Raw genomic sequence first — 23,458 nt, 5'->3', positions numbered from 1 at the left:
GCCGCGCCGAACAGCCCCAGGTAACCCATCAGCACCGGTCAGTGGGCCGGGTAGTCGGCTATGTATGTATGGACTCGCCCCCACTTTCAACCCGCTTTTCAAACATTGGTACCCGGTTGCATCTATGTATCAGGCCTATCCGAGGAAGCTCCAAACAGCTTCTGGCCAACATTGGATCAGCTCGCGATCTGCCCATTACAAAAAGGGCCTCAAGGGCCGGTAGGAGCGCAGGCATCAATTCGCGACGGTCTGACCAGGGGTCAATGTTCGTTAGCGCGGGTTGGAGCGGCTAAACGCCCCGGTGGCAGAACTCTGTAAATCAGTGGCTCATCGCAGCCTCCTGACTATTGCCTGGCTGACGTCGATAAGTCTGGTCGCTTTGCAAGAGCCGCCAGAGGATACGCAGGTTGCGGTTGGCCAAACGCACCGCCGCTTCCTTGCGCCCTAAGGCGAGATACCCAACGCTGTAGCCGCTGGTCGTCGGGCTGTTCTGAATCCGGTCGCACCTGTCTTAACACGGCGTGGGCCCCCTGGACCGCCAGGCTGCGCAAATACGCATCACCCTTCTTGCTCATCTTGCCGAAATTGCCCTGTGCTTGCAGTAATCGCGCCCATGCCTGAGCACCTGGCCCGGTTTCCACCAGCACCGTCACGCTTGCTGGAAGCTTAAGAAGAAAGGTTTGAAAGGCCTCTCGTGACTTAATCCGATCCTCGAATATCACCTGGCCGAGCGCATTCTCACCGGCCACCTGGAAGACCTTTTTGGCAAGGTCTACCGCGACGTTTACGCAAGTAGATACATCGGCTGACAAAGACTGATTGATCGTCGTATGCTTTTTCATGGGCTCGCCCTCGCTGTCGTTGGCTTCTATAAGAATGCCACCGTGGCGCATAGACGCCTCGGCTTGGGCGAGTCCATCTAATTACAGAGGTAACTCATGAGCGCCGCACGAAGGTGCGCATGGTTTGCCCAGGGCCGGTGCTGAATACGGTGGGCCTGGGCATGCCTTCATCCGCTGCGATAAATACGAAATCATCGCCGTCGAGCCGGTAACTGGCGGGAAGCTGCTTGCCCGCGTCATCGCCGATAGCGTCAATCCAGGTAATGCTTTTGGGCGTGGTACTGGCATCCAGGAAAAAACGGCCCGCCAGCAGTTGATCACCATTGACGGTGGTCACTTCGAAGCAATCGCCCGTGATGGTGGTAATAGCCCCTGGCGCACTGTGGGCGTCGGCGGGGTTGAGGATGCCACTGTCTTCAAGGGCAGTCTGCTCCCAGGTGCCTTGTAAGCCGCGTAAATCGAGAGTTGAAACAGACAGCATGCAAATTCCTTATTGCTGATCAGGGAAGCGCCCCGTTGCATCAGGTACGCAACCACGACGTAGGCGGATAAGTTTTTTCTTTAGAAGACAGCTATTTGACAGCATTTTGATGTTCTATTGACTATGCTTGCAAGCGCGCAAGTCCGACAATGCTGCGCCATTTGTACTACTCCTCGATATAAAACCGAAATAATCCTTGGAAATGTGGGATATTTCGGCTGGCTAAGTGGTCACATCGCCACCGGTCCGGCGTATCCAGGGCGTTGTCCCTGATTTTTGAAGCCATTTAGGTTTCTGAGAATGATGGCCTTTTAGTATTATTTTAAGGTGTTCTTATTTTGAATCGCACTTCCCCGCTCCCGCCCTCCGTAGCGTCTGATGAAATTGACTTGTTTGAATTGTTTCACGCCATCTGGCGACAAAAAAAGCTGGTAGTCGGATGTACGCTTCTGGTGGGCGTATTAGGGGCAGGGTACGCGTTCCTGGCACCCAAGACTTATGAAGTCAGCAGTGTGCTGCGGCCTGCGGCAATCAATGAACTGGATGCGTTGAACCGTTCGGAAGTCTATAAGTTGCCTCCCGCTGACGCCCTGATGAAAGTGGGAGCACAGTTAGACTCTTACGAGGCGCGCTTGGGATTTTTCAAGGAACACGAGGAATTGTTCAAGGCGTTCAAGAAGCCGGGGCAGAGCCTTGAGCAAAGCTTTGAGGCGTTCAATCGAAACTCTGTCAACCTGATCTTGCCGGACCCGAAGAAATCAGACTCGCTGAGCAGCTATATTCGCTTGGAACTGCAATACCCGACAGACGTTGATGGTGTCGCGATCCTCAACGGCTTTGTAGACTACGCCATCGCCGCCGAGCGTCAGCAGGTTGGCGCCGACCTCAAGGTGATCGTCAATAACCGCTTGAGCGAACTCAAAGGCAAGATCGACGCCGCCCGTGACAACTACGATACGGAAAAGGAATCCAAGATCGCCAAGTTGCTCGAGGCTGACCGACTCAAGCGTGCCCAGTTGCAGGATGAGCTCAGCGCGCTGCGCTTGCAGATGAAGATGGAGCGTACCAATCGCCTGGCCGAGCTGGCGGAAGCCATCGCCATTGCCAAGTCCATGGGCATCCGCACCCCGACGACACCATCTTCCATGGCGGACTCCACGCGCAGTGGGTCGAGCCAGGTCATGCGCACAGAGGTGAACAATCAAAAGATCCCGCTGTACTTCATGGGCACCGAGGCTCTGGAAGCCGAACGCGCTGCGCTGCAACAGCGCACCAGCGATGACTTCACCAACCCGCGAATTGCCGAGATCGGCAAGGATTTGCAACTGCTCGAAAGCAACCGCGAAGTCGAGGTGCTGCGCAAGCGCGGCAATGAGGACATATTCCTGCAGGACGTCGAGCCGCTTCGTGCTGAAGTTGCCAGGCTGCGTGGCTTGAACATCGACATGAGCAACCTCAAGCTGGTAACGGTCGACCGCCGCGCCCAAGAGCCTCTGGCGCCGATCAAACCGAAAAAATCGCTGATCATTGCTTTGAGTCTGGTGGGCGGCCTGTTGGTGGGACTCATGATCGCGCTGATTCGCTACTTCATCCGCAGCCGCAGCCAGGCCGTACCCTTTACGGCGTTGGGAGACGGCAGTTTGCCCCGCCGCGAGATTAAGGACACCCCGCAATAATTTCAGCAAAACCTTTAAGCAGGTGGGCGGGAACGCCCGCCTGTTCCCTTCCCCAGCACACTCAGTAGACAGCTTTTCACAATTCTTAGTTAACCTTTGGTTACAAAGTATGGCTAAATAACGGCCAATGGTTACACGCCGCAGGTCGCCCAGCCTGCCGTGTCACCTGTACGTGAATTGTGATTTCAGGTGCTGCATATCCATCCTCGGCCGTTGTGGGCCCGCAGGAGCAGCCTGTTCTCTCCCTGACTTGTGACGAATCCCTTGAAACTCATCATTGTTGCTCTCTACGTTGCCTCCATTGCGTATGTACACCTGCGTGGTCGGGTGCGACACAAGCTGGGTCGCCAGCTTAGCGATCACTCGACGTTCCTGGCGCCGATCAACTGTTTCCTGTACTTGTTCTCCAAGCAGCCCAGCCGTCCCTATCTGTCGCCCAGCGATTTTCCAGACCTGAGCCCCCTGCAGGAACATTGGCAAGAGATCCGCGAGGAAGGCCAGAACCTGATGCGGGCCGGGGAGATCAAACGTTCGGATCAGTACAACGACGTGGGTTTCAACTCGTTTTTCAAGTCGGGCTGGAAGCGCTTTTACCTCAAGTGGTATGGCGACAGCCACCCTTCGGCGATGAAGCTGTGCCCGCGCACCACCGAGTTGGTGCAAGGGATCGGCTCGATCAAGGCCGCGATGTTCGCCGAACTGCCACCGGGCTCCAAGCTGGTGCGCCACCGTGACCCGTACGCGGGCTCCTATCGGTATCACCTGGGGCTCGATACGCCCAACGACCCAGGGTGCTACATCAATGTGGATGGCGAGAGCTATTACTGGCGCGACGGCGAGCCGGTGATGTTCGACGAGACCTACATTCACTACGCAGAAAACACCACCCAGCAGAACCGCATCATTCTGTTCTGCGATATCGAACGCCCGATGAAGTACCGCTGGGCGGCGGCATTCAACCGTTGGTTCAGCCGCAATGTAATGGCCGCTGCAGGCTCGCCCAATGATGATGGCGACAAGACCGGCGGCCTCAACCGCGCCTTTACCCGCTTGTACAAGATCCGCCTGCGCGGCAAAGAGCTCAAAAAGCGCAACCGCACACGCTACTACCTGGAAAAATGGGCGATCTTTGCCGGTCTGGCGCTGATCTTCATTCTTATCTGAACCCTGTGCCGGGCGCGAATCACTGCGGTGGTTTTGCGCCCAGCTTGTCCCACATCTTCTTGCCGATTTTCTGCCGATTGGCATAGCCGGCCCATGGGTCGCCCTTCAACCCCTGCAGACGCTCATGCAGGTTCGCCACCGTCCACTGCTGGGCCCCGCGCAATCCTTTCAATTCTTCCCGACTGACCGGCACCGATACCGGCAGACCCGGCCGTGCACGCACGGAGTATGCCGCCACAGTGCTGGCGCCACGGGCATTGCGCAGGTAGTCGATAAAGATCTTGCCCACACGGTTTTTAGGGCCGCTGGTGGCGGTAAAGCGTTCGGGCAGTTGCTGGCTCATAAATTGGGCAATGGCCTTGGCGAATGCCTTGACGGCGTCCCAGCCATCACGCCGGGCCAGCGGCACGATCAGGTGCAGACCTTTACCGCCGCTGGTCTTGACGAAGGCTTGCAAGCCCAGCTCATCCAGCACCGACAGGGTCAGTTCGGCCGCTTCCAACATGGATTTCCAAGGCAGGGCCGGGTCCGGGTCGAGGTCCAGGACGAACAGGTCAGGGGTTTCAATCTTGTCCGTAGTGGCGCCCCAGGTATGCAACTCGACAGTGCCCATTTGCACGGCGCCGGCCAGCGCCTCTGCGCTGTCTACCTCCATCAGGCGTGCATGACCGGGATCCAGGGCCTGATCCAGTTGCTTGATGTGGGGAATTGCCATGCGTTCGGAGTGCTTCTGAAAAAACTGCTCCCCTTCGATGCCTTCGGGTGCGCGCAGCAGCGACACAGGACGACCGCGCAGGAACGGCAGGATCCATTCGCTGATGTCGGCGTAGAACTGCGCCAATTGCTGTTTTTGCGTGCCACTGTGCTTGTCGATAATGCGATCGGGGTGGGTGATTTTCACGTTCTTCACCGCGTTGTCGGCTTTATCGGTTTTCTGCTTCTTCGAGGCATTGACCGACTTTGCCGCACGCGGCTGTTCATGAATTATCTGCGACGCAGGCTTATCAGTGCGCAGCCCCACAAAGGCCGCCTGGCGCACCACGCCTTCACGCGTCCATTCGGCGAATTGCACTTCACCCACCAGGCGCGGCTCGACCCAATGCACGCCACGGGCCTGGGTGCTGGTCAAAGGCTTTTGCAAGGGCGAGTCCTTGCGCTCCAATGGCGTGAGCTTGGCGTAGATGGATTTCAACGTGGCCTGATCAAATCCGGAGCCCACACGCCCGGCATATACCAGCCCGGTTTCATCGTTGACGGCCAGCAGCAGCGCGCCAAACCCGCTGCGCGAACCCTGAGGGCGGGTGTAGCCAACAATCACAAACTCCTGGCGCAGGCGGCATTTGAGCTTGATCCAGTCAGCACTGCGGCGGGACACATAGGGGCTGCCTGCACGCTTGCCGATCACGCCTTCGAGCGCCAGGTCGCAGGCGCTTTCGAAAATATCGCGGTGGTTGGCGGCAAAGGCTTCGGAGAAACGCAGCAGTTTGCTTTTGCTGCCGGCGAGCGCAGCTTTAAGCGCAGCCCGACGCTCCTCGACCGGATCTTCGCGTTGATCACGGCCGTTCAGGAAGGGGGCATCAAATAGGTAATAGACGATGTCCAGGCTGCGGCCGATATCGAAGGCATTCTGCAACGCCTGGAAATCCGGCAACCCGTCGCCGTTGAGGCTGACCACTTCGCCATCCAGCCAGCTGTCCTTGAGCTTGAGGGCTTGCAAGGCTTTGGCCTGGCGCGGCAGGCGTTCGGTCCAGTCGTGGCCGTTGCGAGTGAACAGGCGCACTTGACCGTCATGGATGCGCGCGAGAATGCGATAACCGTCGAACTTGATCTCGTAGCTCCAATCGCCCTCGGGGGCGCGATCGACCAAGGTCGCCAATTGCGGGGCAAATTCTTCGGGTATGGCGCTCACTTGCGTGCGGGCCTTGGCCTTTGGCGCTGGCTTTTTTTTGACTGGGACCTTGGCCTTGGGCGTGCCGACCACCGCATCGCTGAGCACGCTGGCAGGCTCGGCGTCGACAATATCGTATTCAGAAGCGGGGCGTGCCTGCTGGTCTTTTTCCTTGATCAGTAGCCACTGCTCCTTGTCGCCACTACCCTTGAGTCGGGTGCGTACCAGGGTCCAATCCCCAGCGAGTTTTTCGCCCACCAGCGTGAACTTGAGCTTGCCGGCCGCATAGGCTTTGCGCGGCTCGTCATGGGGTTGCCAGATACCTCGGTCCCACACAATCACATCGCCTGCGCCATATTGGCCGGCTGGGATGCTGCCCTCGAAACCGCCATAGCTCAGGGGGTGGTCTTCAACGTGGACCGCCAGGCGCTTCTGGCTTGGGTCCAGGCTCGGGCCCTTGGGCACCGCCCAGCTCAACAGCACGCCGTCGAGTTCCAGGCGAAAGTCATAATGCAGGTTGCGCGCATCATGCTTTTGAATCACGAAGCTCAGCGCCGAGGCTTTCCGCTTGCTGGCGGGTGAGCTGCCGGCGGGTTCGGCGGTGATCTTGAAATCGCGCTTGCGGTTGTATTCGCTCAGGAGCTTTGCCATGTCGCGCTCCAGTCAATGGCAGGCTCAAGAGGCCTTTTTGTTGGATTTCTTCGCGGCGGGCTTTTTCGCCGCGGGTTTGCCCGCCAGGCTGCGTTTAAGCAGTTCGGTCAGGTCGATAACGTCGGCGGATTTGCGCTCTTCGCTGTCTTGGCTCGACTCCACGTCTTCGATCTTGCCGGCCTTGGCCTTTTTCGCCACCAGCGCCATGATCTTGTCCTGGAAGCTGTCGCGGTACTCATCGGGTTGCCAGTCTGCACTCATGTCTTCCACCAGGCGCTTGGCCATGTCCAATTCACCCTTGGCCAGGGTCGGTTTGGTTACATCGGCACCGAGTTCCAGCTCGTCCAGGCTGCGCACTTCTGCGGGCCAGCGCAGCATCACCAGTACCAGGGCCGATTCGAGCGGCATCAACGCGGCCAAGTGCTGTTTGGTATGCAGCACCACATTGGCCAGGGCGACCTTGCCGGTTTTCTTCAGGGTTTCGCGCAGCAGTGCATAGACCTTGCCGCCACGTTTGTCCGGCGCCAGGAAGTAGGGCGTGTCGATGTTTTGCAGGGGGATCTGGTCAGCGGCGACAAACGCGATGATCTCAATGGTCTGGGTCGATTTCGGATGGGCCGAGCGAATTTCATCTTCGCTGAGCACCACATAACGGCCCTTCTCAAAGGCGACGCCCTTGACGATATGTTCCTTGGTGACTTCCTTGCCCGTGGTTTTGTTGATGCGCTTGTAGCCGACCGGGTCCATGCTGCGTTTGTCCAGCCAGTCGAAATCAACGCCTTGGGAAGATGTCGCCGAGACCAGCGACACCGGGATATGAACCAGACCGAAACTGATAGCGCCTTTCCAGATTGCCCGTGGCATAACTCCGATTCCTTAAAAAGTGAGCCTGTTCTGGTGACTCGCAGGCCGCGGCAAAAGTTTCGGCGGGCAGATGCTCGGACAGATCGTGTTACACCTGATGAGAAACTATTTAGTGTCGCAAGCCGAACCCATGGCGTAGCGTGTTATCGAAAGCACGTAGTACTCGGCATAGAGAGGCTCCGTCATGAATGCTTATGTACGTTATCTTGCAGTACTTGCGCTGGGCCTGGCCCTGGCGCCTTGGGCCCAGGCGCAAAACCTGCCGGGCCAATATGACACCAATAACAGCCCGATTCACCGGGCCAACCCCAATAGCATGCAGGGCACTCAGCCCAATGCACCTGCGGCCGGCGGTATCCAGACTGCGCCCACCGGCCCTCGGCCGACCGTGGAAAACCGCGGAATCGGCAATACGTATCCCAAGCGCGACGTAGCTCCCAGTCGCCCGGCCACCGAAACCAAAGCACCCACCTATGATGCCAACGGCAATCGCCGGTAAGGACTTCGCCTTATGTTTCTACGCAAAACTCTGCTAGCGGCTGTCTGTGCCGCCACGCTGCTGCCGTTGACCACCGTTTATGCCGCCGATAGCCAGCAATTCCCCAGCGAGCAAGGCAGCATCACCGTCACGCCGATCGCCAAAGGCCTGGATCATCCCTGGGCGCTGGCGTTTCTACCGGATCAGCAGGGCTTCCTGGTGACCGAGCTTCCCGGGCATCTGCGATTTGTCAGCCCCGACGGTAAGCTTTCCGCTCCGTTGAAGGGGGTGCCGCAAGTCTGGGCCAAGGGGCAGGGCGGGTTACTGGATGTGGTGTTGTCACCCGACTTCAAGCAGGACCGTATGGTCTACCTGTCGTACGCCGAAGGCGGCGGGCAGGATGGCAAAGCCGGAACCGCTGTGGGGCGCGGGCGCCTGTCCGCTGACATGAGCGGCCTGGAGGACTTCAAGGTGATCCTGCGCCAGGAGCCCAAGCTGTCTACCGGCAACCACTTCGGCTCGCGCCTGGCGTTCGATCGTGACGGCTATCTGTTCGTGACCCTGGGCGAGAACAACGACCGCCCGACCGCCCAGGACCTGGACAAGCTGCAAGGCAAAGTTGTGCGCATCTATCCAGATGGCCGCGTACCGGATGACAACCCCTTCGTCGGTCAACCCGGTGTACGTCCCGAGATCTGGTCCTACGGCCAGCGTAACCCACAGGGCCTGGCGCTGAACCCGTGGAGCGGCACGATCTGGGAAAACGAGCATGGGCCGCGTGGGGGCGATGAAGTGAACATCATCGAGCGCGGCAAGAACTACGGGTGGCCGCTGGCGACCCACGGCATCAACTACTCTCTGCTACCGATTCCCGAAGCCAAGGGCAAAACGGCAGAAGGCACGGTGCAGCCCCATCATGTCTGGGAGAAGTCCCCGGCCATCAGCGGCATGGCGTTCTATGACGCCGACCGGTTCAAGGTGTGGCAGCACAATCTGTTTATCGGTGCGCTGGGCACTCAGGAGTTGATTCGGTTGCAGTTCGAGGGTGACAGGGTCGTTCACGAGGAACGTTTGCTGGGCGAGTTGAAAGCGCGAATTCGTGACGTGCGGCAGGGGCCGGATGGGTTTCTGTATGTGCTGACGGATGAGGATAATGGAGTGTTGTATCGGGTCGGGCTGAATCAGGACTGATGCCTTTCGGTAATCGCTTTTTGTAGGAGCGAGCAAGCTCGCTCCTACAAAGGGTAAGAGAGCTACAGCCCTAGGTCTGACAAGCCCGGATGATCATCCGGGCGACGCCCCAGCGGCCAGTGGAACTTGCGTTCGCTTTCCTGGATCGGCTTATCGTTGATGCAGGCAAAGCGGTTGGCCATCAGGCCGTTCTCATCGAACTCCCAGTTTTCATTTCCGTAGGAACGAAACCAGTTGCCGGAGTCGTCATGCCACTCATAGGCATAGCGCACGGCGATGCGGTTGCCGGTGAACGCCCACAACTCCTTGATCAATCGATAATCCAGTTCCCTGGCCCATTTACGGCTCAGGAACTGCCTGGCTTCTTCGCGGTTGTGGGCGAATTCGGCGCGGTTACGCCACTGGGTGTCCAGGGTGTAGGCCAGGGAAACCCGTTCTGGGTCGCGGGAGTTCCAGCCGTCCTCGGCCAGCCGGACTTTTTCGATGGCTGACTCGCGAGTAAAGGGCGGTAGGGGCGGGCGGGCTTGTGCATTGGCTGACATGGGGTGGCTCCTTAAAACAATAGGGTTGAATGATAGAAGTTGCCAATTCCGAGAATTCAAAGTCCCAATAACGTTCGCGCCATGCATTGCGCATTATCGGCAGCTGTTGAATCACCCATGATCAGGGCAACGGTAATGGCGCCATCGATCAGGATCAGCAGTTGCGCGGCCTGCTGTTGCGGGTCGGGGGTGCCATGTGCTTGACACAGTTCAAGTGCGTACTCGAACAGTTTGTGTTTATGGGCCTTGGCCAGCAGGCGCACCGGATCTTGAGCGTTGCCGGTTTCGCCACTGGTGTTGATAAAGGCGCAGCCGCGAAAATCCGCGGAACCGAACCAGCTTTTCAGGGCGCTGAACAGCGCCAGCAAGCGCTCGCCGCTGTTGTCGCTGCGTTCCACTTCGCTGCGCAGCCACTGCATCCAGCGTTCGTCGCGACGCTGTAGGGCGGCAATCACCAACTCGTCCTTGTTGGCGAAATAGCGATAGATGCTTTTTCTCGATACGCCAGCGGTTTTTACCAGCAAGTCCATGCCGGTGGCGGCGATGCCATGGCGATAGATCAGCTTTTCGGTGACGTCGAGGATAATGTCGCGGGTTATGTCGTTCATGCTTACTACAGTAGAACGATCGTTCTTCTTGGTCAACCGGCTTTTTTCCATGCCGTACGGCGAGACCTGAGCAGCCCCATGGTGTAAGCTCTGGACCTCTTCGGATTCGACCCATTGCGAGCCCTATGCCGTCGTTCTTCAAACGCTCCCTGTTGCCCAAACTACGCGGTTTCCCGCTGTCCCCGGAGGCCATCGAGGTGCTGTCCGGCGCCGATGCCTATCGTCGCTGCCTGCTGGAAAAAATCTCCCAGGCGACGCGTCGCATCTACATCGTCGCCTTGTACTTGCAGCACGACGAAGCGGGGCAGGAGATCTACGACGCGCTTCACGCTGCCAAGGCGGCACGGCCGGAGTTGGACATCGTGGTGATGGTCGACTGGTTGCGCGCCCAGCGTGGCTTGATTGGCGCCGGCAAGCAGCCGGGCAACAGCGCCTGGTACCAGGCCATGACGCAAAGCCACGCCAGCGAAGTGCCGGTGTATGGCGTGCCGGTGCAAACCCGCGAGCTGTTTGGCGTATTGCACCTCAAGGGCTTTGTGATCGATGACAGCGTGCTGTACAGCGGCGCCAGCCTCAACAATGTGTATTTGCACAAGTTCGACAAGTACCGCTTTGATCGTTACCACCTGATCCATAGCCAGGTGCTGGCCGATTCTATGCAACACCTGATCGAGCACGGCCTGGTGGCATCCAAGGCCGTGCACCGCCTGGACCTGCCCAACCCGCCGACCACCCGCAGCCTGCGCAACGATATCGGCGACCTGCGCAGCCGTCTCAAGCACGCGGCCTATGACACCACGGCCGGGCAGTTGCCCAATGGTCACCTCTCGGTGAGCCCGTTGCTCGGCGTTGGCAAGAACAACCCCCTGAGCCGGGTCATTCTGGAGCTGATCGCCAGCGCCCAGCAGCAGTTGACCATCTGCACCCCGTATTTCAACCTGCCGTTGCCGGTGACCCGCGAGATCAACCGCGCACTGGCACGTGGGGTGAAGATCGACATCGTGGTCGGCGACAAGACGGCCAACGACTTCTATATTCCGCCCAGCGAGCCGTTCAAGGTGATCGCGGCCTTGCCTTATCTATATGAGATCAGCCTGCGGCGCTTTGCCAAGCGTCACCAGCCGATGATCGACAGCGGCCAGTTGAACCTGCACCTGTGGCGCGATGGCGACAACACCTACCACCTTAAGGGCATGTGGGTTGACCAGCGCTATACCTTGCTGACCGGCAACAACCTCAACCCCAGGGCATTTCGCCTCGACCTGGAAAACGGCTTGCTGATCGACGACCCCAAGGGCCAATGGCTGGAGCCGCGGCGTACCGAGCTGGCGCAGATTTTCCAGCACACCACGCGTATCCGGGGCTACCAGCAATTGCAGACGTTGGTTGATTACCCGCCGGCAGTGGGTAAATTCCTGCGTCGGGTCAGCCGAGTGCGCATTGAGCGTTTGCTGTACCGCATTTTGTAGCCGTTATCCCGCAGGCAAAAAACACCCAGGCCCTCAACAGGGCCTGGGTATTTTTTTTGCCGGTAGCCTTTAATTCAAACCCAGCTTGCCGCGCAGCATCGACAAGTCTTCAGCCAGGGTGTTGACCGGGCCTACCAGGGCCTTGCGGTCGTTGTCCTTGACCTTGTCGTAGGTTTCAAAGCCGCCATCCTGGGTCTTGTACTTGGCCAGGATCTTGTCCACGGTGGCGAAGTTTTTATCGACCTTGGCCAGGAACGCCTGGTCCTGCTGCCCGATCTGGCCACGGAACAAATCGACGATTTTCTTCGCACCGTCGATGTTGCCCTGGAAGTCATACAGGTCGGTATGGCTGTAGCGGTCTTCTTCGCCGGAGATCTTGGTGGCAGCGACTTCCTCCAGCAGCGCCGCAGCGCCGCCGACGACTTTTTCCGGCGGGAAGGTCAGGCCATCGACCCGCGTCTTGAGATCGTTCACATCGGTATTGAGCTTGGCGGTCAGTGCTTCCAGGCCCTTGGTCGAGTTTTGCGCGAACAGCGCGTATTCAATCCGGTGAAAACCGGTGAAGTCTTCGGCCGTTACACCTTTTTCATGGTCATCGACACGCGAATCGATGGACGCGTCGAGGTCGCTGAACAGCTCGGCGATCGGCTCGATGGCCTCATAGTGCACGCGGGTCGGCGCATAGAGCTTCTTGGCGGTGGCCAGGTCACCTTTATTGATGGCGTTGGTAAACGCCTGGGTCTGGGTGAGCAGTTCGCCGATTTCCTCGGTAACGTAGATCTTGTAGTCCGATACCGGGCCTACCAGGTCGAGCGGCGCGGTAGCGGCGAAGGCAGCCAGCGGCGCAAGGCTCATTAACAACGACAACGCGATAGACGACTTCTTCATGGGGGCATTCCGCTCTGGTGTGTTTCAGGTCTTGGCAGGGGTGGTGGAGTGCGTTGCAGCAAGCAGCGTGCGCCCGATGAAATCCTCAGGGCCGGTGACGCCGGGCAAGGTGAAGAAATACCCGCCGCCGACCGGCTTGAGGTATTCCTCCAGCGGTTCGCCGTTGAGCCGCGTTTGCACGCTGATAAAGCCTTTCTCCAGGTCAGCCTGATAGCAGATGAACAATAGGCCCATGTCCAGCTGACCGTTTTTGTTGACGCCGTTGGAGTAGTTGAACGGCCGCCGCAGGATCAGGTTGGCCTGGGTCTGCGGGGTGCGCGGGTTGGCCAGGCGGATGTGCGCATCAAGCTTGGTCAACTTGCCATGCGGGTCTTTGCTGTAGTCCGGCACCTGGGTTTCATGCTGGCCATCCATGGGGGCGCCGGTGGGTTTGACGCGGCCGATGATGCTTTCCTGTTCTTGCAGTGGGGTGCGATCCCAGCGCTCGACAAAGTTGCGGATGATACGCACGGCCTGGTAACTGCCATGGGCCGCCCAGGCGGGTTCGTCGCTGCTCGGTTGCACCCAGACGATCTGGTCCATGGCCTTGGCATCGTTGGAGTCGGGGTTGGCCGAACCGTCGCGAAAACCCAGGAAGTTACGCGCACTCTGCGCCGGTTCGCCGGGCTTGGCCGGGGCCTGGGGCGGCACGCTGCCTTCTTGTTTCCAGCGCACCAGCAGCAAGTCAGGCAGGTTTTTCACGATATCGCGCAGGGCGTGGATGTTGGTATCGGGCGTGTTGGAACTGAACTGCAGGCTCAGGTCGCCGTGGCACTGCGCCGGCTCCAGTGCATCGTTGGGGAAACCCACCATGCGGATCAGGCGCTTGGGCTTGACGGCACTGAGGCCGAAGCGCTCATCGAACAACGATTCGCCGATCGACACGGTGATGGTCAGGTTATCTGGGGTAACCACCGGGCCAAGGATGCCGGAGTCGGTGGGTGGCAGTTTCGGGTCGACCTGCGGCACGGTGCCGCCGCTCATCAGGAACGCGATACGCTCGTTCAGGGTGCGGAACAAACGTTCGAGGTCCTCGCGGTCGCTGGCCAGTACGTCGAAGGCCACCACCATGCCGCAGGCCGGGCGCGGGGTGACAATGCCGCTCTGATGCTGACCGAAAAAAGCCTGGTGGTCGTGGGTCTTGTCGCTGCGCGGAGCGCTGGTGACTTGCTCGGCCGCTGCGGCCATGGCCGGGCAGGTCAAGGTGCTGCCGGCGATGGCCGCGCCGGTGGCCGCCATGCCCAGCAGGACGCGGCGGCGCGCAAGGTTTAGCTGTTTTGAATCACTCATGTATGCGTTCGTCTCACTGCAGGCCGGAAAGGCCAAGGGCGGGGTCGATTCCATCGAGTGCGGCGGCCAGTGCCTTGGCCTTGTCGGCGATCTGCTGGCGCTGATCGGCGGCGATGCTGTCGTACGTGCTGTAGGTATTGCCGACTTTGAATGCAGCGAGTTCGGCGTCGAAGGCATTCAGCGCGCTGTCGATATCGGGCAGCAAGCCGGCTGCGGACTTGCCCAGTAGCGGGCGCATCAAGTCGACCACTTTACGAGCCACGTCCAGGTTGGCGGCAAAGCCGTTCAGATCGATATGGCTGTAGCGCTCCTCTTCACCACTGCGGGCACGTACATCCGCCAGGCTGTTGAGGTTGCGTACCACAATGCTCACCAGTTGCTCTGGGGGCAGCGATTGCGCCAGCAATTGTTGCTTGAGCTTGGTGACGTCGGCCACCAGGCGTTGCGCGACCGGCGCCAGGCCGTCGAGACTGTGTTGCTGGAACAGGCTGTATTCGAGGCGATGGAAGCCGCTGAAGGCCGGGTCCTGCTCGCGCTTTTCAAAGTAGTCGGCGCGGGCGTTGATTGCGTTATCCAATTCGGCCAGGCGTTGAGAGGCAGGCGCCAGGCGCTGATACGCCTCACGGGCCGGCACATACAGGGCCTGCGCCTGGGCCAGATCACCGGCGTCGATAGCCTGTTGCAGCGCCGTCACCGCCTTGATCAGCGCACCGCTCTGGCCGCTCAAGTACACACGGAACTCCGACAACGGGCCGATAAACGCCACCATCGACGGCTTGGCCTTGGCCTGGGCGTCGGACTCTGCCGTGGGCGTGACATGCAAGCTGCCACGCGGGTTGCTCAACAGGCCACAGGTGATGGCGTAGTCACCGGGCAACAGGTTGGCGTTGATCACCTGGCTCAGGCCTGGGGCAATGTTTTCCCGTTCCTCGACCACCAGCACACCGTCGAGGATTTCCCACTCCACCGCACGGTCGGAGCGGTTGATGATACGAAAGCTTGCGCGCCCGGCCGGCACGGTGAGGGCGTTGGGCTCGCAGGCGTGGCTGTGAATCGTGACTGCGATTTCATTGTGGTTGGTCTGGCGCTTGGTCGCGGCCAATTGCGAGGCGTAGTAGAACAGGCCACCGGCGGCGATCATCACCACCACCGAGCCGGCCACACCCCAGCGCAAGGCGCGGGATGGCGGGGCCGATTGAGGGGTTGGGTTGGACAAGAGACGGTCCTTACTGGCTGGAAACGGAAGAAGTCGTGGCGACAGGCTTGGCGGGGGCCGAGGGCAGGAAGAACATCACCAGGGCCACCACCAGGTAAATCACATAGGCACCCAGGGTGCTGACGGTCGGCGCCTCCTGATAACCGAACATGCCGGCCAGTACCGAGCCCAACGGGCTATCCATGGGCAGCGCAGCGCTGAAATCGAACAGCACGGTTTGCCAGTGGTTCCACACACCGGCCTCATGCAGGGCTTGCACCGAATTGGCGAGAATGCCGGCCGCCACTACAAGGATGAACAGGCCGGTCCAGCGGAAAAACGCGCCGAGGTTCAGGCGCATGCTGCCGGAATAGATGAGGAAACCGACGACGATGGCCAGGATCAGGCCGAGCAGGGCACCGACCGGCGCGCCCGGGCCTTCGCTCTGCTGGAACACGGCCAACAGGAAAAATACCGTCTCCAGGCCTTCGCGGGCCACGGCGAAAAACACCATGGCGATCAACGCGATCACTTGGTTCCTGGAGCCGGTCAGGGCGAGGTCAAGGGATTCGTGCAGGGTATGCTTGATCGAACGCGCCACCTTGCGCATCCAGAACACCATGGAACTGAGGATGCCCACTGCGACAAGCCCTACGATCCCTTCGAACAATTCCTGCTGCTTTTGCGGAAATTCAGCGCTGACCAACTCAAGGCCGCCACCGACCAGCAAGGCCAGGGCAGCGGCAAGGAATACGCCGATCCACACGGCGGGCATCCATTGGCCACGCCCGGTCTGTTGCAAGTAACTGGCGATGATGCCAACGATCAAGGCGGCTTCAATGCCTTCGCGCAGCATGATTAAAAAAGGAACGAGCATCGGGCACCAGGGCGTAACTAGTTAGGAAGCTAAGTTGTAACATAATGATACTCATTGCTAAACAAGAAATATTGACCTTTGCTGAACGAGGGCTGAACAGTGGTGGCGAAGCGCGACCGCCCTTATGATGCAGGCCACCTGGTTTGCAGTCGGATAACTCAACATCCCATGTCGGAAAAAGACACCATCTCCATCCACCTTGTGCGCGAAGCGCTGTTGCAGAGCTGTGCGCCTGGTGCGGCCACTGTCGAGGCATTGAGCAAAGTCGGGATTGACCCTGCGTTGCTTGAGCAGCCCAATGCCCGTGTCCCGGCCACGGCCTATGCGCGCCTTTGGCGTTTGCTGGCGCGGCGCAGGGATGACGAGTTTTTTGGCATGGACCCGCGCGCACTCAAATCCGGTAGCCTGGCGTTTCTGTGTCGCGCCGCCATGGCGCAACCGAGCCTGGCGGCGGGCCTGGAAACCGGCCTGGGGTTTCTGTCGTTGATGCTGGAGCACATGCCGGCACAGTTGGTTCGCCAACAGAGCCTGGCGGAGATCGTCCTGCTCGAACCCGATGAGCCCAAGCGTGCGTTCACGTATTTCACTTATTGGATGATCGTCCACGGCGTTGCGTGCTGGCTGGCGGGGCGTCGCATCCCGATCCTGGCCATTGAGCTGCGTTGCGCGCAGCCGGACTTCTGTGACGATTACCAGGTAATGTTTTCCGACAACCTGCGCTTTGATCGACCTCGTACCCGCATGATCTTTTCTGCCGACTGCCTGGACCTGCCGATCAAACGCAGTCAGCAGGAGCTCCAACGTTTTCTGGCCCATGCACCCGCTAACATCCTGGTCAAATACCGCGACCCTGAAAGCCTCGCCACGCGCATCAAGCACGACCTTCGGCAGATGCCTCCCGACACTTGGCCGGAAACGGAGGGCCTTGCCGCCAGGCTATGTATTTCTGCGTCCACCCTGCGTCGGCGCCTGGCGGAAGAGGGGCAGACTTATCAGGGCCTCAAAGACAGTGTGCGCAAAGAACTGGCGATTGTGTGGTTGGCTGAACCGCAGATCAGCTTTGCCGAGATTGCCACGCGGCTGGGGTTTGCCGATGCGAGTTCGTTCTACAAGGCGTTTCGCAAGTGGGTGGGGTCGAATCCGGGGCATTATCGGAGTTTGATTTTGAGCGAATCGAGTCGGTTCTAACCTTCGTTATGCGCAAGTAAGACATTTCTTACTCATTCCTTCACCCCAGTATGACAGAACGCTCCTTCGATATTTTAGGACGCGGCCGGCATATTTGGCGCTTGATTTCGTGCACTGTAAGCAACGTGTTCCTATCCATGTTTTCGGGCACTTAATGTCTGCTTGGTGAACATTGAACTTCGCGTACTGGGATCCGTGGTTTTATCGTGGAGTGCGCTTATGGGCAAATAAAGTGATCAGCTGCTTTCAAATGAATTATTTATTGATTTGAGGTGAGATTATGAAAGGTCTTATTGCGTTGCCGTGTCTTGCGTTAATGCTTTTGTCTGCTCAGGTGTCTGCCTTGTGTCTGTATATAACTGATAGCTATAGCGGGCTTTTGCAGCCAGGCGTGGAAACGGCAGTTTATGGTCCGTTCACAATAACGTCGGCTAATGGGTGTGCTGGTGCGACCATTGATGTTTCTGCTTCCACAAGCGGTGGGGGGAGGGCGCCGCAGTTGATAATTCAAAAGCAGACCGGGGCTTCCTGGGGAGATGTTGCTGGAACCTTTGGAAGTAGTACGTCCTTCTCAGGTGTGTTTGGAACCTATCGAGTCGTCATGATTAATTCTGGTTCGGAGGTGCAATCTTACTCTGGCACCGCACGATACGGTCGCTGAGTCGTTAAGCTAAACAGTGCGCCACGAGGTTATTGGCGCACTATTTGCGAGCATCTGGATCAAGCTTTTTCATCTATGGATAAAGCCGTATTGGAAGAGTTTACAAAATAGACCAGTGCCCCCATGGCGTGATTAGCTGCAACCATTCCCTGCCGCCATCTCAACGTATGCTCGTTTGCGGTTGCAGGGTTGTCTTCCAGGAATTCACTGTACTCCACCAGTCGCTCATTAAATAAGGCAATTGCGTTGAATTTTACGTGCGTCTCTGTTGGAACACCTTTCGCATCGGTATGCAAATTACCACCTATGAACATTCTGAATGCATAGATATCAATCATTTCGTGCTCAAATAGTGTGCGCCCTACTTTTCTTAGGTCATCTGAACTTATGGACGTCATGTCATAATCTTTCAAATAAGCCTTCAGCTGGGTGATTTGATTGTTATCATTGAGCTGTAGGGTGTCAGCTGCCACCTTCTTCTCTGTAATTGTGAATGCATTCATTGTCTGCTCTGGATTTTTGATCGCGAACGCATTGGTTGCCTTGGTATACCGCATCTGTTCAGCAGTCAACAAGATAGCCATGTCCCTTCCTCCATTAGTAAGTGACACTTCGTTGTCGACGCATGTGCGTATTACTTTAATGGCGCGTGGCGTCTGAAATGTGAGTTGGTTGTGAGGCATTAAAGCCTGACGGCGAGGTACAGCGCGGGACTAGGACATTACCTACGAAGGCCTTCTTATTTGACTTACAGAAGTTACTTTCAACATTTTAGGAAGTCCCGGCAAAAAAAAGCCCCGCGACCGAATGGATCGCAGGGCTAAAAATTGGCTGGATGCGACCAACCAAAGGAGCTCTTTACATTACTTGTTGCTGGCCACCACCGTATCCGGCTGCCAGCCACCACCCAACGCCTTGTAGATCGCCACAATGCCGCGATACAGATCCACTTCGGCCTGGGCCTGGGAGTCCTCTGCGGCCAGGCGTTCGCGTTGGGCGTCGAGCAGTACCAGGAAGTCCACGGTGCCTTCGCGGTAGCGGATCGCGGCGAGGTCGGCGGCGGCGCGGCTGGATTCGCTTTGGCGGATCAGAGACACCAGGCGTTGCTGACGCTTGCCGTAATCGCTGAAGGCGTTCTCGGACTCTTCCAGGGCCAGCAGCACTTGCTGCTCGTAGGTTGCCAGGGCGCCGTCGGCCTCGGCATTCGCACCGCGCAAACGCGCACGCACACTGCCCAGGTCAAACGCGGCCCAGGTAATGCTCGGGCCCAGGGACCAGGCATTCGCTGCAGCCGAGCCGATCTGCGAACCACGTCCGGCGGTAAAGCCGAGGAAGCCGCTGAGGCTGACCCGTGGGAACAGGTCGGCCTTGGCCACGCCGATACGCGCGGTGGCGGCGGCCAGCTTGCGTTCGGCGCTGAGGATGTCCGGGCGCCGTTGCAGCAATTGCCCCGGGTCGCCAATCGGCAGGGCCTTGGCGATTGCCGGCAGGTCTTTGGGGCTCAGGTCCACGCTCAGCTTGTCGGGACGCTGGCCGAGGAGGGTGGCGATGCGATTGCGCTCGCGCACTTGTTCGGCTTGCAGCTGCGGCACGCTGGCTTCCACCGCCGCCAGGCGTGCGTCGGCACGCTCGACGTCGAGTTGATCACCCACGCCGGCATCGCGCAGGCTGACGGTGATGGTGCGTGATTCTTGCTGGTTCTTCAGGTTGTCCAGGGCGATGCGTTCACGCAGTTGCGCCCCGCGCAGTTGGCCATAGGCATCCACCAGTTCAGCGATCATGGTGACTTGCAGTTGGTACAGGTCGGCTTCGGCCACCTGTTGGTCAGCGTCGCTGGCTTCCAGGTTGCGGCGGATGCGCCCGAACAAATCCACTTCCCAGGCCATGTCCAGGCCCAGGTCATAGCGCTCGCTGTTGACACGCTTGGTAGTCTGGCCGGGAATCTGGCCCTTGCCCACATCGCTGCTGGCGCGGGAGGTGACCACTGGCATGATGTCGTTGGCCGCGTCGTCACGGATAGCCCGTGCTGCCCGCAGGCGGGCAAAGGCTACGCGCAAATCACGGTTGCCGCTCAGCGACTGGGTTACCAGCTGGTTGAGCGTCGGGTCTTCGAACTGCTGCCACCAGATGCCTTCGTACTTGGCATGGTCGTAGCTTTTGCTGTCGGCGGCGGCCGTGATGTTGGCCGCCTCCAGTTGCTGGGTCTTGTAGTCCGGGCCTACGGCACAGGCGGCGAGCGCCAGTACCAGCAAGCTCGGCAGGAATACTTTCACACTCATTGCTGTGTCTCCAGCTTCAAGGCCTTGGCCGCTTTGCGCGCTTCCTGGCGCTCAACATAGCGACGGATCAGTACGTAGAACACTGGCGTCAGCAACAGACCGAAGAAGGTCACACCAATCATCCCGGAGAACACCGCCACACCCATGGCATGGCGCATCTCGGCACCCGCACCGCTGGACAATACCAACGGCACCACACCCATGATGAACGCGAACGAGGTCATCAGGATCGGCCGCAGACGCAGGCGGCAGGCTTCCAGTACCGCGGCCAGCGGGTCGAGGCCCTCCGCTTGTTTATCCTTGGCGAACTCGACGATCAGGATCGCGTTCTTGCAGGCCAGGCCCACCAGTACGATCAGGCCGATCTGGGTGAAGATGTTGTTGTCGCCGCCCGAGATGATCACCCCGGTAATGGCCGACAGCAGCGTCATCGGTACGATCAGGATCACCGCCAGCGGCAGGCTCCAGCTTTCGTATTGGGCGGCCAGTACCAGGAACGCCAGCAGCACGCAGAGCGGGAACACGAACAGCGCGGTATTGCCCGAGAGGATTTGCTGATAGGTCAGGTCAGTCCACTCATAGGTCATGCCGTTGGGCAGTTCATCCTTCAACAGCTTTTCAATCGCAGCCTGGGCCTGGCCGGAGCTGTAGCCCGGTGCGGCGTTGCCGTTGATTTCAGCGGTGATAAAGCCGTTGTAGTGCATCACGCGGTCCGGGCCCGAGGTGTCGCTGACCTTGATAAAGGTCGCCAGGGGGATCATCTCGCCTTTGTTGTTGCGCACTTTCAGCTGGCCGATCTGGTCGGAGTCCTGACGGAACTGCTGCTCGGCCTGCACGTTGACCTGGTAGGTACGCCCGAAGCGGTTGAAGTCGTTGGCATACAACGAACCCAGGTAGACCTGCAGCGTGTCGAAGATGTCGCTGATCGCCACGCCGTGGGTCTTGGCCTTTTCGCGGTCGATGGCGGCGTCGACTTGCGGCACGTTCACTGTGTAGCTGGTGAACAGGCCGAACAGTTCAGGCACGCTGTGACTCTTGGCAATCACGTTCTGGACTTCTTTGTACAGCTCGTCGTAGCCGAGGTTGCCACGGTCTTCGATCTGCAGACGGAACCCGCCGATGGTGCCCAGGCCCTGTACCGGTGGCGGCGGGAAGATCGCCATGTACGCTTCTTCAATGTTGGCGTATTGGCCATTCAACGCCCCGGCAATCGCCCCGGCCGACATGCTAGCGTCTTTACGCTCATCGAAGGGCTTCAAGGTCACAAACACGATGCCGCTGTTCGGGCTGTTGGTGAAGCCGTTGATCGACAGGCCCGGGAAGGCAATCGCGGCCTCCACGCCGGGCTGTTTAAGGGCGATCTCCGACATGCGCTTCATCACGTTTTCGGTGCGGTCCAGGCTTGCAGCATCGGGCAGTTGAGCGAAGGCCACCAGGTATTGCTTGTCCTGGGCCGGTACGAAACCGGTCGGGGTGTGAGCAAACCCGAAGAACGTCAGCACCATCAGGCCGGCGTATACGAACAGGGCAATACCACTGCCGCGAATCACTCGGCGTACGGTACCCACGTAACCATGGCTGGCCTTTTCGAAAAAGCGGTTGAAGGGACGGAATAGCCAGCCACCGAAGAGCTTGTCGAGGAACTTCGAGAAGCGATCCTTCGGCGCATCGTGACCGCGCAACAACACGGCGGCCAGGGCAGGGGACAGCGTCAGCGAGTTAAACGCCGAGATCACGGTCGAGATCGCGATGGTCAACGCGAACTGCTTGTAGAACTGCCCGGTCAAGCCACTGATAAAAGCGGCTGGAATGAATACCGCACACAGCACCAGCGCTGTAGCGATGATCGGGCCGGTAACTTCGCTCATGGCTTTTTCGGTGGCCGGGAATGGCTCCAGGCCCAGTTCGATATTGCGCTCGACGTTCTCCACCACCACGATCGCGTCATCCACCACGATACCGATGGCCAGTACCAGGCCGAACAATGACAGGGCGTTGAGCGAGAATCCGAACAGGTGCATCACCGCAAACGTACCGATCAAGGATACCGGCACCGCCACCAACGGAATGATCGAGGCGCGCCAGGTCTGCAGGAACAGAATCACCACCAGCACCACAAGGATCAGCGCTTCGAACAGTGTGTGCACCACCGCTTCGATAGAGCCGCGTACAAAAATGGTCGGGTCATAGGCAATGCGGTAATCCATGCCCGCCGGGAAATTCTTTTTCAGCTCGGCCATCTTGCTGCGCACATCGTTGGAGATGTCGATGGCATTGGAGCCGGGGCGCTGGAAGATCGGAATCGCAACGGCCGGCTGGTTATCGATCAACGAGCGCAGCGCGTATTGGCTGGAGCCCAGCTCGACCCGGGCGATGTCTTTGAGGCGCGTGATTTCACCGTTGGCGCCGGCACGAATCACGATGTTCTCGAACTCTTCCTCGGTGACCAGGCGGCCTTGGGTATTGACCGACAACTGGAAGCTGGTGTCACTCGGCGCAGGCTGAGCGCCCAGGGCACCGGCAGCCACCTGGCGGTTCTGCTCGCGGATCGCCGTGACCACATCGGTAGCGGTCAGGTTGCGCGAGGCGGTCTTGTTCGGATCCAGCCAAACACGCAGGGAGTAGTCACCCATGCCGAACAGCTGCACATCGCCGACGCCACCCAAACGGGCCAGTTCGTCCTTGATGTTGAGGATCGCGTAGTTGGACAGGTACAGCATGTCGTAACGCTGATCCGGGGAGGTCAAGTGCACCACCATGGTCAGGTCGGGGGAAGCCTTGTCCACGGTGATACCGATGCGTGTCACTTCCTCAGGCAGCTTTGGCTGAGTCCGCGTCACACGGTTTTGCACTTGCACCTGTGCGTTGTCCAGGTCGGTGCCCAGGGCGAAGGTAATAGTCAGGGTCAGCTTACCGTCGGCGGTGGACTGCGAGGACATGTACAGCATGTTCTCGACACCCGTGATGGCCTGCTCCAGCGGTGCGGCCACGGTTTCGCCGATGACTTTGGGGTTGGCACCCGGGAAGTTGGCGCGTACCACCACAGTCGGCGGCACTACTTCCGGGTATTCGCTGATCGGCAGTTGGAACAGCGAGATTGCACCCGCGATCAGGATCAACAGCGACAGCACCGCTGCGAAGATCGGCCGCGAAATGAAGAACTTGGAAAAATTCATCTTGAGTCTTA

18 protein-coding genes and 1 pseudogene are annotated in these 23,458 nt (G+C 59.0%); 6 read left to right on the top strand and 13 right to left on the bottom strand.

All coding sequences use genetic code 11. The features are described 5' to 3' along the window. Positions 1 to 319 precede the first annotated feature (319 nt). A pseudogene (locus TK42_RS22990) lies at positions 320 to 842 on the bottom strand (hypothetical protein). Between the two features lie 94 nt (positions 843 to 936). Next, on the bottom strand, positions 937 to 1,323 hold the full coding sequence (locus TK42_RS22985; RefSeq protein ID WP_032875090.1) for a TIGR03067 domain-containing protein: 387 nt from the start codon (positions 1,321 to 1,323) through the stop codon (positions 937 to 939). Positions 1,324 to 1,661: 338 nt separating this feature from the next. Here TK42_RS22985 and TK42_RS22980 point away from each other — a divergent pair, with 338 nt between their 5' ends. Together TK42_RS22980 and lpxO are read left to right on the top strand one after the other, a co-directional pair. Then, complete coding sequence (locus TK42_RS22980; protein ID WP_103735219.1) at positions 1,662 to 2,999, top strand: Wzz/FepE/Etk N-terminal domain-containing protein; 1,338 nt, start codon at positions 1,662 to 1,664, stop codon at positions 2,997 to 2,999. 264 nt (positions 3,000 to 3,263) lie between these two features. Then, positions 3,264 to 4,163 carry a lipid A hydroxylase LpxO gene (lpxO, locus tag TK42_RS22975; protein ID WP_032875099.1) on the top strand — a complete coding sequence of 300 codons (900 nt, stop codon included), beginning with the start codon at positions 3,264 to 3,266 and terminating at the stop codon, positions 4,161 to 4,163. Between the two features lie 19 nt (positions 4,164 to 4,182). On the opposite strand, the gene ligD is transcribed toward lpxO, so the two are convergent. Beyond that, entirely contained in the window at positions 4,183 to 6,702 is a 2,520-nt protein-coding gene (gene ligD, locus TK42_RS22970) for a DNA ligase D (protein WP_103735218.1), read from the bottom strand. A gap of 24 nt (positions 6,703 to 6,726) precedes the next feature. Further along, a complete protein-coding gene (locus TK42_RS22965) occupies positions 6,727 to 7,566 on the bottom strand; it encodes a Ku protein (protein WP_005788504.1) in 840 nt (279 codons plus the stop codon). A 184-nt stretch (positions 7,567 to 7,750) separates the two neighbouring features. Between TK42_RS22965 and TK42_RS22960 the strand changes: the two genes are divergently transcribed. Next, complete coding sequence (locus TK42_RS22960; protein WP_078821416.1) at positions 7,751 to 8,065, top strand: hypothetical protein; 315 nt, start codon at positions 7,751 to 7,753, stop codon at positions 8,063 to 8,065. Positions 8,066 to 8,077: 12 nt separating this feature from the next. After that, positions 8,078 to 9,235 carry a PQQ-dependent sugar dehydrogenase gene (locus TK42_RS22955; RefSeq protein ID WP_103735217.1) on the top strand — a complete coding sequence of 386 codons (1,158 nt, stop codon included), beginning with the start codon at positions 8,078 to 8,080 and terminating at the stop codon, positions 9,233 to 9,235. Positions 9,236 to 9,297: 62 nt separating this feature from the next. Here TK42_RS22955 and TK42_RS22950 read toward each other — a convergent pair whose 3' ends face one another. Both TK42_RS22950 and TK42_RS22945 read right to left on the bottom strand, forming a co-directional pair. Beyond that, the gene (locus tag TK42_RS22950) at positions 9,298 to 9,777 is read right to left on the bottom strand and encodes a nuclear transport factor 2 family protein (protein WP_032875113.1); all 480 of its coding nucleotides are present in this window, start codon (positions 9,775 to 9,777) and stop codon (positions 9,298 to 9,300) included. Between the two features lie 56 nt (positions 9,778 to 9,833). Next, complete coding sequence (locus tag TK42_RS22945) at positions 9,834 to 10,385, bottom strand: TetR/AcrR family transcriptional regulator (protein WP_005788500.1); 552 nt, start codon at positions 10,383 to 10,385, stop codon at positions 9,834 to 9,836. Between the two features lie 125 nt (positions 10,386 to 10,510). Here TK42_RS22945 and pssA point away from each other — a divergent pair, with 125 nt between their 5' ends. Next, positions 10,511 to 11,854 (top strand): CDP-diacylglycerol--serine O-phosphatidyltransferase, encoded by a 1,344-nt coding sequence (gene pssA, locus TK42_RS22940; protein WP_032875119.1) that lies wholly within the window; start codon positions 10,511 to 10,513, stop codon positions 11,852 to 11,854. A 69-nt stretch (positions 11,855 to 11,923) separates the two neighbouring features. Here the strand turns inward: pssA and efeO (TK42_RS22935) are convergent, their stop codons facing one another. From efeO (TK42_RS22935) to efeU, 4 genes are read right to left on the bottom strand one after another with little or no spacing between them, the layout of a single operon-like run. Continuing rightward, positions 11,924 to 12,742: an iron uptake system protein EfeO gene (gene efeO / locus TK42_RS22935; RefSeq protein WP_103735216.1), complete on the bottom strand. Its 819-nt coding sequence runs from the start codon at positions 12,740 to 12,742 to the stop codon at positions 11,924 to 11,926. 24 nt (positions 12,743 to 12,766) lie between these two features. Further along, a complete protein-coding gene (efeB, locus tag TK42_RS22930) occupies positions 12,767 to 14,071 on the bottom strand; it encodes an iron uptake transporter deferrochelatase/peroxidase subunit (protein ID WP_103735215.1) in 1,305 nt (434 codons plus the stop codon). A gap of 13 nt (positions 14,072 to 14,084) precedes the next feature. Continuing rightward, on the bottom strand, positions 14,085 to 15,287 hold the full coding sequence (gene efeO, locus TK42_RS22925; RefSeq protein WP_103735214.1) for an iron uptake system protein EfeO: 1,203 nt from the start codon (positions 15,285 to 15,287) through the stop codon (positions 14,085 to 14,087). 10 nt (positions 15,288 to 15,297) lie between these two features. After that, complete coding sequence (efeU, locus tag TK42_RS22920; protein WP_103735213.1) at positions 15,298 to 16,143, bottom strand: iron uptake transporter permease EfeU; 846 nt, start codon at positions 16,141 to 16,143, stop codon at positions 15,298 to 15,300. Positions 16,144 to 16,311: 168 nt separating this feature from the next. On the opposite strand from efeU, the gene TK42_RS22915 reads away from it, so the two are divergent. Further along, positions 16,312 to 17,331, top strand: coding sequence for an AraC family transcriptional regulator (locus tag TK42_RS22915; protein ID WP_103735212.1), 1,020 nt, complete (start codon positions 16,312 to 16,314; stop codon positions 17,329 to 17,331). Positions 17,332 to 18,051: 720 nt separating this feature from the next. On the opposite strand, the gene TK42_RS22910 is transcribed toward TK42_RS22915, so the two are convergent. The 3 genes from TK42_RS22910 to TK42_RS22900 all read right to left on the bottom strand — a co-directional run bounded on the left by TK42_RS22910 (position 18,052) and on the right by TK42_RS22900 (position 23,447). Then, positions 18,052 to 18,576 (bottom strand): hypothetical protein, encoded by a 525-nt coding sequence (locus TK42_RS22910; RefSeq protein WP_078821409.1) that lies wholly within the window; start codon positions 18,574 to 18,576, stop codon positions 18,052 to 18,054. Between the two features lie 279 nt (positions 18,577 to 18,855). Further along, positions 18,856 to 20,271: an efflux transporter outer membrane subunit gene (locus TK42_RS22905; protein ID WP_078821408.1), complete on the bottom strand. Its 1,416-nt coding sequence runs from the start codon at positions 20,269 to 20,271 to the stop codon at positions 18,856 to 18,858. Further along, on the bottom strand, positions 20,268 to 23,447 hold the full coding sequence (locus TK42_RS22900; RefSeq protein WP_103735211.1) for an efflux RND transporter permease subunit: 3,180 nt from the start codon (positions 23,445 to 23,447) through the stop codon (positions 20,268 to 20,270). The genes TK42_RS22905 and TK42_RS22900 overlap by 4 nt, the downstream gene beginning before the upstream one ends. Positions 23,448 to 23,458 lie beyond the last annotated feature (11 nt).

The sequence above is a fragment of the Pseudomonas sp. GZJR-8 genome (assembly GCF_002916705.1).
Lineage (GTDB): Bacteria > Pseudomonadota > Gammaproteobacteria > Pseudomonadales > Pseudomonadaceae > Aquipseudomonas > Aquipseudomonas synxantha_A.
The sequence above is the reverse complement of the archived record's forward strand: the minus strand, read 5'-3'. Positions and strand labels throughout refer to the sequence as shown.